At 35.3% G+C, this 13,731-nt stretch carries 16 protein-coding genes; 12 read left to right on the forward strand and 4 right to left on the reverse strand.

All coding sequences use genetic code 11. From position 1 onward, the window contains the following. The first annotated feature begins 201 nt into the window (after nt 1-201). The 3 genes from AC2CGN_RS07620 to AC2CGN_RS07630 are packed head-to-tail and all read left to right on the forward strand — an operon-like array spanning nt 202 to nt 1,710. Entirely contained in the window at nt 202-792 is a 591-nt protein-coding gene (locus AC2CGN_RS07620; RefSeq protein ID WP_484513040.1) for an SMI1/KNR4 family protein, read from the forward strand. A 10-nt stretch (nt 793-802) separates the two neighbouring features. Continuing rightward, nucleotides 803-1,282: a GNAT family N-acetyltransferase gene (locus tag AC2CGN_RS07625; protein ID WP_484513191.1), complete on the forward strand. Its 480-nt coding sequence runs from the start codon at nt 803-805 to the stop codon at nt 1,280-1,282. Between the two features lie 5 nt (nt 1,283-1,287). Further along, nucleotides 1,288-1,710, forward strand: coding sequence for a GNAT family N-acetyltransferase (locus AC2CGN_RS07630; protein WP_286926619.1), 423 nt, complete (start codon nt 1,288-1,290; stop codon nt 1,708-1,710). Nucleotides 1,711-1,762: 52 nt separating this feature from the next. On the opposite strand, the gene AC2CGN_RS07635 is transcribed toward AC2CGN_RS07630, so the two are convergent. Further along, entirely contained in the window at nt 1,763-2,500 is a 738-nt protein-coding gene (locus AC2CGN_RS07635) for a class I SAM-dependent methyltransferase (protein ID WP_484513043.1), read from the reverse strand. A gap of 340 nt (nt 2,501-2,840) precedes the next feature. Here AC2CGN_RS07635 and ccsB point away from each other — a divergent pair, with 340 nt between their 5' ends. Then, nucleotides 2,841-3,995 carry a c-type cytochrome biogenesis protein CcsB gene (ccsB, locus tag AC2CGN_RS07640; protein ID WP_286926707.1) on the forward strand — a complete coding sequence of 385 codons (1,155 nt, stop codon included), beginning with the start codon at nt 2,841-2,843 and terminating at the stop codon, nt 3,993-3,995. 11 nt (nt 3,996-4,006) lie between these two features. Then, on the forward strand, nt 4,007-4,435 hold the full coding sequence (locus tag AC2CGN_RS07645; protein WP_484513045.1) for a hypothetical protein: 429 nt from the start codon (nt 4,007-4,009) through the stop codon (nt 4,433-4,435). Between the two features lie 72 nt (nt 4,436-4,507). Here AC2CGN_RS07645 and AC2CGN_RS07650 read toward each other — a convergent pair whose 3' ends face one another. The 3 genes from AC2CGN_RS07650 to AC2CGN_RS07660 all read right to left on the reverse strand — a co-directional run bounded on the left by AC2CGN_RS07650 (nt 4,508) and on the right by AC2CGN_RS07660 (nt 7,756). Then, nucleotides 4,508-4,708 (reverse strand): cold-shock protein, encoded by a 201-nt coding sequence (locus AC2CGN_RS07650; RefSeq protein WP_054771532.1) that lies wholly within the window; start codon nt 4,706-4,708, stop codon nt 4,508-4,510. A 236-nt stretch (nt 4,709-4,944) separates the two neighbouring features. After that, a complete protein-coding gene (locus tag AC2CGN_RS07655) occupies nt 4,945-5,571 on the reverse strand; it encodes a response regulator (protein WP_429981663.1) in 627 nt (208 codons plus the stop codon). Further along, on the reverse strand, nt 5,564-7,756 hold the full coding sequence (locus AC2CGN_RS07660) for a sensor histidine kinase (RefSeq protein ID WP_429981664.1): 2,193 nt from the start codon (nt 7,754-7,756) through the stop codon (nt 5,564-5,566). The genes AC2CGN_RS07655 and AC2CGN_RS07660 overlap by 8 nt, the downstream gene beginning before the upstream one ends. Before the next feature lie 207 nt (nt 7,757-7,963). On the opposite strand from AC2CGN_RS07660, the gene AC2CGN_RS07665 reads away from it, so the two are divergent. The 7 genes from AC2CGN_RS07665 to aspA all read left to right on the forward strand — a co-directional run bounded on the left by AC2CGN_RS07665 (nt 7,964) and on the right by aspA (nt 13,518). Beyond that, the gene (locus tag AC2CGN_RS07665; protein ID WP_429981665.1) at nt 7,964-8,884 is read left to right on the forward strand and encodes a hypothetical protein; all 921 of its coding nucleotides are present in this window, start codon (nt 7,964-7,966) and stop codon (nt 8,882-8,884) included. Nucleotides 8,885-8,977: 93 nt separating this feature from the next. After that, nucleotides 8,978-9,955, forward strand: a complete 978-nt coding sequence (locus AC2CGN_RS07670) for a thymidylate synthase (RefSeq protein WP_484513048.1) — start codon at nt 8,978-8,980, stop codon at nt 9,953-9,955. Between the two features lie 213 nt (nt 9,956-10,168). Continuing rightward, nucleotides 10,169-10,351: a hypothetical protein gene (locus AC2CGN_RS07675; protein WP_286926631.1), complete on the forward strand. Its 183-nt coding sequence runs from the start codon at nt 10,169-10,171 to the stop codon at nt 10,349-10,351. Nucleotides 10,352-10,407: 56 nt separating this feature from the next. Beyond that, entirely contained in the window at nt 10,408-10,614 is a 207-nt protein-coding gene (locus tag AC2CGN_RS07680) for a thymidylate synthase (RefSeq protein WP_429981667.1), read from the forward strand. A 146-nt stretch (nt 10,615-10,760) separates the two neighbouring features. Then, nucleotides 10,761-11,174, forward strand: coding sequence for an Rrf2 family transcriptional regulator (locus tag AC2CGN_RS07685; RefSeq protein WP_429981668.1), 414 nt, complete (start codon nt 10,761-10,763; stop codon nt 11,172-11,174). Nucleotides 11,175-11,243: 69 nt separating this feature from the next. Continuing rightward, nucleotides 11,244-11,873: an NAD(P)-dependent oxidoreductase gene (locus AC2CGN_RS07690; protein WP_429981669.1), complete on the forward strand. Its 630-nt coding sequence runs from the start codon at nt 11,244-11,246 to the stop codon at nt 11,871-11,873. Between the two features lie 223 nt (nt 11,874-12,096). Continuing rightward, complete coding sequence (gene aspA / locus AC2CGN_RS07695) at nt 12,097-13,518, forward strand: aspartate ammonia-lyase (RefSeq protein WP_484513052.1); 1,422 nt, start codon at nt 12,097-12,099, stop codon at nt 13,516-13,518. The last annotated feature ends 213 nt before the right edge of the window (nt 13,519-13,731 follow it).

The following is a 13,731-nucleotide window of genomic DNA, read 5'->3' on the forward strand; positions in this document are numbered from 1 at the left end:
GCTCTTACCGCACTCATTGGCACAACTCCTTCTTATTTGAATACTTTTATAGTAGCATTTTTGGGGAATAGTAGAAATAAAAAAAGGATTTCAAATAATCAATAGTTCAAATTTCTGATGGTGTTTACAAATAGAGTATTTTACAATGGTTTAAAAGAAAATTCCAAATTATTACGAACATAACGAAAAGAGGGCAATTTAATGCGTTTCCATACACCATATTTTAATGGCTTGATGACCTATTTACCTGAAGAGGAGCAAAACCAACTACAACAAGCAAAAGGGGCAACAGATTCTCAAATTCAAGCCTTATTAGATCTATTTCCTAGTTGTCCAGAATCATTGATTAAACTACTACAGGATATTAATGGAACCTATTATTGTAAGCATGGAGAAGCAACGATTTGTGTCCTAGTATTAGGCTCAGATCTAGGTGAATATCCACATTATTTAAAGTCTATTGAGCAAATGATAAAAGATAGCCAAGTAGTGAATAGTGAAAGTATTTATGAACGTTATCAGGACTTTTTAGAGTATGTTGAAGTGGATGATAGAATTCAGATGCATATACCATTAAATAAACATTTATGCTTTGCGGATTGTATGAATAATGGTGGCACTTCAAGCTTATATATAGATTTTTATCCAAATGATGGCGGACAGGTGGGACAGATCGTTCGATATGTTCATGATCCAGATAGCTATGAGGTTATTGCACCGTCCTTTGACGACTATTTACAACAGTTAATAGAAGGAGGGTTTGAATTTACAGCAATCTATGAGGAGGAATAGGAGGGAGGCTATCTTTATGAGATTAAAATTTTATGAGACGTGTGATAATCACTTAATTGAGAGATATACGATTACACCAGAGCAGCTACGGTTTACGAAGTCCCCAAAAGAAAGTATTGAGCTAGCAAAACAGGACAAAAATCGTCATGCCATATTGGTGCTTGCAGAAGATAAGCTAGTTACTTTCTTTGTTCTCCATGAAAAAGATGGGGTAAAGCCATATTCAACAAATAAAGCTGCCTTGTTAATTCGCTCCTTTTCTACTGATTATCATGAGCAAGGGAAAGGCTATGCAAAAGCAGCATTACAGCTCTTACCAGACTTTGTTCAGGAGCATTTTCCTCATATTAATGAGTTGGTGCTAGGTGTTAATGTCCCAAATATATCTGCACAGGCACTTTATACTAAATGTGGTTTTGTTGATGAGGGAAGGCAAGTACTAGGATTTAATGATGAGCTTATCGTAATGAGTTATTATATCGAGAGGTGAAACGAATGTCATTAGTAATGAACGCAAGGATAGAGCAATTGGATGAAATATGTGCGATAGATCGAGAAGTCCTAGGTGATTTTTCAAGAAGTAAACAGATCAGGCTAGCCATTCAGGAAAAACGCTGTATCATCAAGCAAAATGAACATGGGATTGCGGGTTTTCTAATATTTACAAATGATTTTTTTGAACATAGCTTTATCAGCCTAGTAATAGTAAAGAATTCTGAACGGAGAAGGGGAGTTGCAGCCTCTTTAATAGAAGCTTATGTAGAAATAGCTATCACGCCAAAGATTTTTTCTTCCACTAATCAATCAAATACAGCTATGCATCAAGTATTTGAGAAGACAGGCTTTATAAAAAGTGGCATTATCGAGAATTTGGACGAGGGGGATCCAGAAATTATTTATGTAAAATTAAGTACATAAAGTATGAATGGTCTCGAAGAAAAATTTCTGCGAGACCTCCAAATTTTTTTGATTATTTTTTTGCTCGAACAACTAAAAAGGAAGGGCGACGAAGTTCTTTTTCTAGAGAGGGAAGTTTCTCTACTGCTTCTAAATCAGGAAGCGGTTCTAACAGTTTTTCAATAGTGAAGCCATGTGCAATTAATGAATTGATGATCGTAGAGATACATCGGTGATATTTAACTACACCATCCACAAACCAAGTTTGCTCACGTAAGCCCTCATCCTGATAATTATCGATTGCATAATGATTTCTATTGCCGTTAGCATCATAAATCCAATTATCCACCATTGTTTTCCTAGCTGTTGCAATGGGATGTTCTACAGAAAAAATAAAGATGCCATTTGAACGAAGTATGCTTGCAATTTTCCCGATCACCGCATCAAAATTTTCAATGTAATGCAAGGAAAGGGAGCTTGTAATACAATCAAAGCTTTCTGGAGCTACATGATAATCTTCAATTGCATACAATCCATAGTCGATCTTAGGGTGAGCATATTCACGTCGTGCGATAGCCAGCATATTTCTAGAGACATCAATGGCAGTAACATGTTTTGCTTGGTTTTCAATACAATAATATGCGAATTCTCCCATTCCACAGCCAATATCAAGCATCTGTAAATTCTGTAGATTCGGCAGTAAGGATTTTATCGCGGGTTGCTCCAGTAAATTATTATAATTATAAGGTGTTTGACGTAACGCTTGATAGTGACGGAAAAATTCAGGATTGTCATAAATATTTTGTTTCATGTAAAGCCTCCACTTTTTTACATAACGTTATGTAGTATTTGCGCTTATTCATTGTCTCATAGCTATGAAATTAGAAATAGACTTTTTATTCTATTTTTAGTAAGATGTAGGTAGAGGCATGTCAACTTTAATAATTTCAACTACCATCTATTTACATATGAATAGATGGTTTGTTTTTTTCTAATTTTGCGACATAAATTTGTAACAATTTGCAAAAATTAAAATATTTTGATGGCATATGTTGGCACTTCTTTTTATGAATGACGTTCTTTTTATTGGGAGCAGTATTACCGTTTCCTAAAAAAGACGTTGGGGGATTTTTAAAGTGAGTACAGAAACATTGTTAAACCTAAGCAGTAATTCATTGTTCATTGCCTTTATTTTATTGCTAATTGCTATTTTACCGATTGGACTAGCCGTAAAATCGAAAAGAAAAATGTTTGGCAAAGTCGGATTACTACTAACCTATAGTGCCTTTACTTTACAATTAGTTTATTTTATTTTAAGGTGGATTGCTGTAGATCATGCACCAGTAAGTAATATGTATGAGTTTATGACGTTTTTTGGCATCATGCTTACTGGGAGCTATTTGATTATTCATTTGCTGTATAAACAAATCGTAGTGGGCTTGTTTACTATTCCAGTTTCCTTAATTATTCTTGGCTATGGAAGCGTTTTTACAAAGGAGGTTTCACCGCTTGTACCATCTCTACAAAGTCATTGGCTAACAATTCATGTGATGACCGTGGCCTTTTCAAGTGCTATCTTATCAATTTCGTTTGCAACAGGAATTATCTATTTATTAAGAACATTAGACGTTACAAAGAAATCAATTAGTACCTTTGCTTTAGAATTTGTTATGTATTGTCTTATTGTTGTAATAGGCTTTATTGGTGTGTCTACATACTTCAATCTCACATCAGATACTGTGAAGGTTCATTTTGAAAATTCGCAAGGAAAAGAAGAAACTGCCGATTATACAATGATGCCACTTATTGTCAATGACGCTGCTTTAACCACTGATGGAGAACAAATAGGTGTTTTACAGATCACAAACAAGATTGATGCGAAGAAATTAAACTCTATTGTATGGGCATTTCTAGTGGGAACGATACTATATGTGGTACTTATACTAATGGCAAGAAGGCCATTAATCGTTTTATTAAAGCCATTAACAAATCGCGTACAACCAGCTTTAATGGATGAAATTACATATCGAGCTGTGGTCATAGGCTTTCCATTGTTTGCTCTAGGAGGGCTATTATTCGCCATGATTTGGGCACAAATTGCTTGGAGTAGATACTGGGGCTGGGATCCTAAAGAAGTATGGGCACTCATTACATTTTTATTTTATGCTGCCTTCCTTCATTTTCGACTATCAAAGGGTTGGGAGGGTGAAAAAACAGCTTGGTTAGCAATTATTGGCTTTGGCATTATCGTCTTCAATCAAGTATTTGTAAATCTAGTGATTGCTGGTCTACATTCGTATGCATAAGGAGCTGAGAAATGAATTATTTTCTTAAGCTAAATCTAGTGAGTATATATTATGGACTAATGTTCGTTATTTCGATTGAATTACAGGTGAATTATTATCGAATGTTAAGACTTACTGGATGGGAAGGGCAACAGATTGATATTTTTTTATTTCTGATCCAAGCAATCAGTTGGATAGCAGGGAGTGTTATTCTGTATAAACTAACAGCTAAATGGCTTGCTCGTCGCCGTTTAGTGTATGTAACAACTATTCTTTGGCTGCCATATTCAATCATCTTTACCTTTCTATTTGCAAGTATTTTTCCAATCACCAATCAAGGCGATTCACCAGCACCTGTGCAAGGATTTATCCTTTTTGCAATGATCTTTTCATTTCCGTTTTATATTGCTATTTTAAATTTCCTGTGTCGTTTTTTTAGTGCCGATAATGCACAGGGGTAATAACATAAAAAAAGAGACATCCAAACCAAGGATGTCTCTTGAATTTTTGCATTTAAATGCTAAAGCTTACCATTAAATCTTTACAACATTAGTTGCTTGTGGTCCACGGTTTCCTTCTTCTACGCCGAATTCCACTTTTTGACCTTCTTCTAAAGTTTTAAAGCCATCCGATTGAATAGCAGAAAAATGTACAAATACATCATTTCCGCCTTCAACTGCGATAAAGCCAAACCCTTTTTCTGCGTTAAACCATTTTACTGTACCTTGTGTCATGTGAACACCCTCCCAAAAAAATTCAACAATCATATTCCTTCCATCGCTTGCAAAGACTCACGTATTCAAAAGCTCGTATTATCCTTTTGAATACGTGATTTTAATGGCATTAAAGAAGTAATGTAATTATTATTTTCATTATATAACAGTTTTATACATTTATCCAGTATATTCCGTTTTTGGAGAGAAAAAATTTACATTTATAGAAAATAGATAAACTTTATGTTGACTTTTCGCTAGTCAATCCACGCTTTCTCTTTCGCTACAATTACTGCCTCCGCTCTTGATTCTACATTCAGCTTAACAAATAATTTAGATAAATAGTTTTCAACTGTTCTCTGTGTTACGCCAATGGCAGAAGCAATGGCTTTATTCGTACAGCCCTGTGCGACAAGCTGTAAAATTTCTTGTTCTTTGTCACTCAGTAAAACTTCCTGATGTCTATTTGGCATATTCATGCGCTGCTGAACGAAATCCAAAAAATCTGCTGATAGTAGAATTTCACCTCTTAACGCAGCTAGAATGGTTTGTATCACTTGCTCTTTAGTGGCTAACTTTGAGAGTAGACCGTCAATTTTTTTCTCTACGAGTAATTCGTAATAATCGGAAAGCTCGTATCCTGTATACAGTAAGATGATGGCTTCGGGATGTTTTTTCTTAATCATTTCAGAAAGCTGAATACCATTAATTGGTTTCATATTAATATCGATTAAAAATAATTGAAAAACTTGAGCATCCATTCTTGCTAATACCGCTTCACAATTCTGCTCTGTGTCTATATTAACATCCGTTAAATCTTGTAGTAATGTTTTCGTACCATCTAAAACGACAGGATGGTCATCTACAATAAGAATATTAATCATACGAATCCCCGTCCTCTTGAATTTGAATATATATATGCATTCCTTCATTATGGCTGGAGGCAATGTTGATCTCACCATTAAATGCACGAACACGCTCACGAATACCGTTTATACCCATGGAAGCTGATGATTGCATTAAATCTTCGATATTACAGCCAATGCCATTATCATCGTAATGTAGGATAAAACCATGTTGAATGGCTTGTAACTTTAATGATACCTCAGTGGCCTCAGCATGCTTTATCGCATTATTTAACAGTTCTTGTACTAGACGATAAACAACTAAATGTAAGGTGACGTCCTGAAATTGGACACGTTCTATATGTGCATTTAATAAAAAATCTGCCCGAATTTTGACCTTTTGTATTAATTTTTTTAAAGCCATTTGTAATCCAAATGTGTCAAGTAAAGGAGGGCTTAGATTCTCGCAATATTCCCGTAAATCTTTTGTAGCATTCAGCAATTGCTCTCGAATATCTAATACCTTTTCTTTTTTTATAACTGATGTTCCGGCAAGCACATCTAGCTCTCTCGCTAAATGAAGCTGTTCCTGTAAAATGGTGTCATGTAATTCTTGCGCTAAAATACTTTTTTCTTTTTCAATAATATTCCACAATAATTTATCGAGCCAAGGTAGCTGTGTATCATTGGCATCCTGTATTTGTTGGATTTCTTGCACTAAATCTTCAATAAGCTTCAGATTATCAATAAACATGGAGACATAAAGTGAAAGTAACTCAAGCCAAAGTAGCTCTTCCTTTTGCAGGGAGTGTCTTATTTTTAAAACGACCTTTTCTTCACCAGCATCGTGTAGCAACAGTTGAATCGTGCCCATTTTTTCAATAATCTCACCGCGAACGAATGGTACAACTTCTGTTTCGGTAGTAATCAAAAAGGCTGTTGTACCAAGTTTTTCGGTAATTTCATATTTGAATAGTTTTAATAATTCTTGTTGATTTTTTGCTTTTCCCATTCTGTTAACTGCAGCATATAAATTATGTACATAATTACCAGTGGATGAAAAAATAATTTTTCGGTATTTAAAATCAAGCTGCTCTTTTATATAGAAGCTTGCTATGATAACGAGAAAAATAAGTATAAAGATACTTGTCATTGTAACAAGTGAAATATCCTTTAAAAATACTAAGGCTATGCTTGAAGTCAGTATTATGGCACTAAAAAAAGCAAGGGTAGAATAATACCGAAATCGAGATAATTGGTATTCAATATCGAATAGTCGCTCATTCACTTGAATGAAAATAAAGGAAAATGGAATAAATAATAAAAATAGCGCAGCAAACTCCGCATGTAAAATTGGTTCGTGCCCCAAAATTTCTGGTATTACGAAAAAAAGTAAAAAAGGTAAGAATGGTGTAATAAAGGCAATAGCAATTAGCCGGATTTTTGCTAGTTTTGTTCGTAAATAACTTGTAAGTAATATATAGATAGCATAAAGGACAAGTCCAACAAATAGACCTAAAATAAAAGAGGCAGTTAATTCTCTCAAACCTCGATCAAATAGTGCATAGACATAAGAACAAAGAACCGCAAGTGGAAAGACATAAAGCCATTTCGTATCAAGATATCGCCATTCTATATGTAAGTAACGGAAATACAATTGTAAAAAGTGAATTAAAAGTACTAAACATAAAATGATGCCTATCCCTATTACTAGCATACCAATAAGATCTCCTCTAGCGGAAGCACCTGTACTAATATAAGCTAAAGAGCAGGTTAACAAAAATAGTGTTAACAGTTTCGTTTTTTCATCTTTTCTATTATTCTTCCATAAATAGAAAGAAACCCCTAAGGAGAGTAAGAAATAAAATATTGGAAAAATAATTTGCAAAAATAATTCCTCAGGTATATCTTGATGCTGAATTGTTATGGTATGAACAACGCCACTAGGCTTAATAAACGTTAACTCTTTGGCACTTCTTGCGACAGAGTAATATTGAATGGAACTATTCTCCTGTGCAGGTTTCCCATCAAATGTCAGTAAAATATCACCTTTTTCAAGATTATGTTGCTGTGCCCAATCAGGATAATAGAGATCAGCAATAACTAGTTGCCCACTAGATGCGTCTACTAAAATACCAATAAAAGGTACCTTAATTGTTACTGCAAGTACATAAATTCCTAGTACTAAATATGCAATGAAAATACTATATGTCCATTTAATCATCTAACTCTCTCATTTATTTTCATCGAATAATCTCCGTTTCATCAAATAGTATGCTATATATTATCCATAATAAATGATCATTATGGAATACCGAAATCAGCTCTTTCGGAAAACCACTATTGCTTTTTCGGAATAACGAAATAGTCTTTTCGGTAAAAGCTATGATAGTGTAAATCTAGCATATGTGACGGAAAGGGGGAGCATTGCATGAAAAAGTGCGGATTGTCACTAATCCTGTTTTTCCTAGTCGCCATAATGTTGTATCCAATGACAGCTATTGCTAATGCCTTTGCAAAAGATAAGGTTGAAGTTGATATTTGCATTATCGGGAGTGATAATCATTTTGTTTATAAAATACCTAAGCGATTACATAAAGATAAGCCTTATGTTGAGATGAGAAATAAGATTGAATCCACATTAGCAAGTCATTGGAAGGTAGAAGATGCTCATTATGAAGCGAACCAGTCAGAAGTTGCGTATACTTTCTTCATTCAAGATTTATTTCAAGAAAAGCAAAGTGGGCAAATGAAAGTAGCAATTCCATATAGTATCCTAGTAGGAATGTTTGGTGAAGATGAAGCCATTGAATTACGTATTTTAGCTAGTAAATTAACGAATTGGAAAGTCAATGCAAATGATTGGGCAGCATTCGGGTTTGTAGCACCTCTCACGTTTTTAAGTGATCAGGAATATGTCTATGAGGGAGCTGTCTATGATCTTTTACAGCAGCGGGTAGGCCATTTTGATGGAACCGTCATGAAAGGTCAATTGGTGCTCAATAGCGTTATCTATTTTAGTTTTATTTTAGTGCAATTATTGACTTGTATAAGTATGTCAAGACTCTTGAAAAAGAGAATCATTAAAGATCCAGAAAATATGCATCAGTTCCGAAAGTTAAATTATCTGTATCAAATCATTCCATTAATGGTGATCGTTGCGCAAATCGTTTTTTTAGTGATGTCTGGGCTGTTGACTGCATTTGGTCTTTATTTTAATCCAGGCATTGATTTATTATTTATTGTTGGACCGATTTTATTGAATATTATTTTGCTGCCTACATTTTTCGTTACAACTGAAAGTGAAATCTCTAAAGAGTTAAACAATAATTCCTTTGATTCAGGTATGTAAATATTGAAGTTGTTTTTTCTTTTTGCCCGACCAAATAGGGGTATTAGATGTTATAATGGTCAACAGCAAACGTGAAGGAGCTGTTGAGAGACGATGACGCATCCAGAAACTGCGTATTTACATTTACTACAACATATATTAGAGAATGGCATTAAAAAGGAAGATCGTACAGGGACAGGGACATATAGTGTATTTGGCCATCAAATGCGTTTTGATCTCAGTAAAGGCTTTCCATTGTTAACGACAAAACGTATTCCGTTTAAACTTGTAGCTAGTGAGTTACTTTGGTTTATTAAAGGTGATACTAATATTCGATATCTATTACAGAATAATAATCATATTTGGGATGAGTGGGCCTTTAAAAAATGGATTGAATCTGATGACTATTCAGGTCCTGATATGACCGATTTTGGTAGACGGTGTTTAGTTGATGAATCATTTAACGTGACTTATCAAAAACAGCTGGCATCATTTTGTGAGCGTGTATTGTCAGACGATGAATTTGCACGCAAATATGGGGAACTAGGGAATGTCTACGGCAAGCAATGGCGCAATTGGACAACATCTACAGGGGAGAGCCTTGATCAATTGCAGGATGTAATCCATCAAATTAAACATAATCCTGATTCAAGACGTATCATTGTCAATGCTTGGAATCCAGAAGATGTGATTGATGCAGGAGCAAAAGGCAGTAAAGCGGCATTACCTCCATGTCATGTGATGTTCCAATTTTATGTAGCAGATGGTAAGTTGAGCTGTCAATTGATGCAAAGAAGTCTGGATACACTATTGGGTTGTCCATTTAATATTGCTTCCTACGCATTATTGACACATTTAATTGCGCATGAGTGTGGATTAGAAGTTGGCGAGTTTATTCATAGCATTGGGGATGCTCATATATATATAAATCACGTGGAGCAAGTAAAAGAGCAGCTTTCTCGTGAACCAAAGGACCTACCAACCTTGAAAATTAATCCGAATAAAACGTCAATTTTTGATATAGAGCTTGAAGATTTAACGATTGAGGGCTATAATCCGCATCCAGCAATTAAAGCACCCATAGCCGTATAACTATAACAGCAGCCGATTTGGTTGCTGTTTTTTTAGAATATAATTTCCCTAAAAAAGGTAAAATGTTAGAATAATTCACCAAATGTTTCAAAAGAGAGTTTTCCATTATATTGAATATGGCAATTATAGGATATATACTAAAATTAGATATCAATACTAAGAAATCTTTAGGGGTCAAATAAAAATGTAGAGGTGAATAGTATGAGGAAATCAATGATGTTTCAAATAGATGAAAGAGGAGAAAAACAACGTAGAAGGAAGTTGACTATCCATTCGCCTCAACCAGAAAAAAATGCTATTGAACAACATGAGCAATTCCACATCTCTACAAAATTAACACAGGAGCAAATTAAGAAAATGATGCAGGTAATTGATGAAATTCGTCTTAGACGATAAGGATGTATTATAAATAAAGCGCTTTCTAAGCTATAATAGCCTAGGAGGTGTTTTAGATGAACGTAATATTTGTAGAAACATTTACAGGTACAGAGCTTTTACAAATGGTGTCACAGGATGTAGCTGGCATATTAGCAGCAGCACAAGGAGAGAGTGTAACATTCCCATTAGGTCACTTTAAGTATGAATTTCATAACCTAGATTTTTATGAGGAAAACGGAGAAATCCGACAAGAGCTAGTTATTTACGTAAAGAAAATTTAATGCTGAACTTCAATCTGTTTTTTTATACGAGAGAAAAGTATAAGATGCATTTTAAACGGAAAAAATAAAACAGGTGTTAAATAAAGCAATTTTCTTGCCTTTTTTGATACCTGTAACTATAATAGTTACAACAGGTGGTGATACATATGGTGAACAGTCGATTTTCGGTAGCGATCCATATACTTTCGCTCATTGCAACAACATCTGATAAAAGTCAGCTAACCTCTGATTTTATGGCAGGAAGTGTCAATACAAATCCAGTTGTGGTAAGACGCATGATTGGTACCCTCAAAAAAGCAGGATTGCTGTCATCACAAACAGGTATCGCTGGTTATGAGCTATTAGTAGAGCCAAAAGATCTAACATTATTGGCTATCTATCAGGCAATTGATGGGCCAGAGCAACTTTTTGCGATTCATGATGAGCCAAATCCAGCCTGTATGGTGGGACGAAAAATCCAACATACGTTGGAGGGTGTCTATACATCTATTTGGCATGCAATGGAAGAACAGTTACAAGCACAAACTTTACAGGATGTGCTAGATCAACTTCGTCTTTAAACGGAGTCGATCTTTTGTACTCTACCTGTAACTTAAATAGTTACAACTATAAACTAGGAGGAACCCATAATGAAAATTGGTGTAATTGGAGCAACAGGGAAGGCAGGACAAAAAATAGTAGAGGAAGCATTACAACGTGGTCATGATGTAACAGCCATCGTACGCTCTGCATCGAAAGTAGAAGCTAATATCCCTGTTTTGGAGAAAGACGTATTTGCCTTAACACAAGAGGATGTAAAAGGCTTTGATGTTGTTATTAATGCGTTTGGCGCTCCGTTTGGTCAGGAAGAATTACATGTAAAAGTAGGTCGTCATTTAATTGATATTCTAACTGGCATAGATACAAAATTATTTGTTGTTGGTGGAGCGGGCAGTTTGTTTGTAGACCCAGAAAAAACTACGCGTGTAATGGATACACCAGACTTTCCCGAAATGTTTTATGCAACAGCTAAAAACCAAGGTGAAAATCTACTTGATTTACAACAATCTGCAATTACTTGGACATTTTTAAGTCCATCTGCATTCTTTGATCCAGAAGGTCCAAGAACAGGAAGCTACAAAGCAGGTGCTGACCATTTATTGGTAAATGCTGCTGGTGAAAGCTATGTAAGTTATGCGGATTATGCAATCGCTGTAATAGATGAAATTGAAAATCCAACTCATAAAAATAGTCGTTTTACTGTAACTTCAGATAAATAAAAAAGAAAGTGCGGGATTTATTGGAAAGGTTATTACTTGCTTCTTTTTTATGACATTCACAACTTAATGCGGAAAAATGGACCGAGCGTATAGAATGCGCTCGGTTTTTAGCGAATAATTTACTTTTTTAAAGGATTTTTTTATTTTACAGAAAAATGCCTGTTTACAATCCGCCATTAATTAGCTACTATCAAGTGTGAGTATTGCATAAAAGGAGACGACAATGATGTCAACACAACGTATAGAAAAAGATTTTTTAGGTGAACGAGTATTACCAGCAAATGCTTATTATGGGATTCAAACGCTACGTGCGACTGAAAACTTTCCTATTACAGGCTACACAATTCACTCAGCTTTAATTAAAGCAATGGGAATTGTTAAAAAAGCAGCAGCATTGGGCAATATGGAAGTACACCTATTATCAAAAGAAATTGGTGAGGCAATTGTCGAAGCAGCACAAGAAGTGATAGATGGAAAATGGGATGCAGAATTTATTGTAGACCCAATCCAGGGCGGTGCAGGTACATCGATCAACATGAATGCCAATGAAGTAATTGCAAACCGTGCCCTAGAAATTTTAGGGAAAGAAAAAGGGGACTATCAATCTATCAGTCCAAATAGTCATGTGAATATGTCCCAATCAACAAATGATGCTTTCCCAACAGCTATTCATATTGCTGTTTTAAATTTAATAGATGAATTACTGCTAACGATGGATAATATGCAAGCTGTATTCCACCAAAAAGCAGAGCAATTTGCACATGTAATTAAGATGGGACGTACACATTTACAAGACGCAGTGCCAATTCGATTAGGACAAGAGTTCGAAGCTTACTGCCGTGTGATCAACCGTGATATTGTACGTATCCGTCAAACTCGCCCAAATTTATATGATGTGAATATGGGCGCAACAGCAGTTGGAACAGGTTTAAATGCATTCCCGGATTACATTAAGTCTGTCGATGAGCATCTTGCTGAAATTTCAGGATTACCGTTAAAAGGTGCAACTCATTTAGTAGACGCTACACAAAATACAGATGCTTATACAGAAGTGTCTGGTGCATTAAAAATCTGTATGATTAACATCTCTAAAATTGCGAATGACCTTCGCTTAATGGCTTCTGGGCCACGTGCCGGCTTAGGAGAGATTATCTTGCCAGCTCGCCAACCGGGATCTTCCATTATGCCAGGTAAGGTAAATCCAGTAATGCCAGAAGTTTTAAATCAAGTTGCCTTCCAGGTAATCGGCAATGATCAAACAATTTCTCTAGCATCTGAAGCAGGTCAATTAGAATTAAACGTGATGGAGCCTGTATTAGTATTTAACCTAATTCAATCCATCAGCATTATGAATAATGTATTCCGTGCGTTTACTGAAAACTGCTTAAAAGATATTGAAGCAAATGAAGAGCGTATGAAGGAGTATGTAGAGAAAAGTGTTGGTGTCCTAACGGCTGTTAATCCACATATCGGCTATGAAGTGGCTGCTCGTCTAGCACGTGAAGCAATCCTATCAGGTCGTTCAATTCGTGATTTATGTTTGGAAGCTGGCGTACTAACAACTGAACAATTAGATTTAATTTTAGACCCATATGAAATGACACATCCTGGTATTGCAGGATCAAGCATTATGAAATTGAAATAATAGTTTTTAGAGAGCACTTTGCCAAGCGTAAAGTGCTTTTTTATCTTGATTCAGCAGATTTTTACTGTACGAAAGCGAAGAGTCATGCATAGATACTCCCATCTTTATAGGTGATGAGGTGATTCTTTCCTTTTCAGTGCGGGTACAAATGCCCGCTATAATAGAGAAACTAAGGTAAAGAACTCCACATCTTGTTAAAACGCCTTAGTACCA

It is taken from the genome of Lysinibacillus sp. DFXJR4, from assembly GCF_057196045.1.

Coding starts and splice junctions, on each gene's coding strand:
- AC2CGN_RS07650 (WP_054771532.1), bottom strand. CDS start 4,708: ATGACACAAGGTACAGTAAAATGGTTTAACGCAGAAAAAGGGTTTGGC.
- AC2CGN_RS07630 (WP_286926619.1), top strand. CDS start 1,288: ATGTCATTAGTAATGAACGCAAGGATAGAGCAATTGGATGAAATATGT.
- AC2CGN_RS07635 (WP_484513043.1), bottom strand. CDS start 2,500: ATGAAACAAAATATTTATGACAATCCTGAATTTTTCCGTCACTATCAA.
- AC2CGN_RS07655 (WP_429981663.1), bottom strand. CDS start 5,571: ATGATTAATATTCTTATTGTAGATGACCATCCTGTCGTTTTAGATGGT.
- AC2CGN_RS07690 (WP_429981669.1), top strand. CDS start 11,244: ATGAAAATTGGTGTAATTGGAGCAACAGGGAAGGCAGGACAAAAAATA.
- AC2CGN_RS07685 (WP_429981668.1), top strand. CDS start 10,761: ATGGTGAACAGTCGATTTTCGGTAGCGATCCATATACTTTCGCTCATT.
- AC2CGN_RS07670 (WP_484513048.1), top strand. CDS start 8,978: ATGACGCATCCAGAAACTGCGTATTTACATTTACTACAACATATATTA.
- aspA (WP_484513052.1), top strand. CDS start 12,097: ATGATGTCAACACAACGTATAGAAAAAGATTTTTTAGGTGAACGAGTA.
- AC2CGN_RS07665 (WP_429981665.1), top strand. CDS start 7,964: ATGAAAAAGTGCGGATTGTCACTAATCCTGTTTTTCCTAGTCGCCATA.
- AC2CGN_RS07645 (WP_484513045.1), top strand. CDS start 4,007: ATGAATTATTTTCTTAAGCTAAATCTAGTGAGTATATATTATGGACTA.
- AC2CGN_RS07675 (WP_286926631.1), top strand. CDS start 10,169: ATGATGTTTCAAATAGATGAAAGAGGAGAAAAACAACGTAGAAGGAAG.
- AC2CGN_RS07680 (WP_429981667.1), top strand. CDS start 10,408: ATGAACGTAATATTTGTAGAAACATTTACAGGTACAGAGCTTTTACAA.
- AC2CGN_RS07620 (WP_484513040.1), top strand. CDS start 202: ATGCGTTTCCATACACCATATTTTAATGGCTTGATGACCTATTTACCT.
- AC2CGN_RS07660 (WP_429981664.1), bottom strand. CDS start 7,756: ATGATTAAATGGACATATAGTATTTTCATTGCATATTTAGTACTAGGA.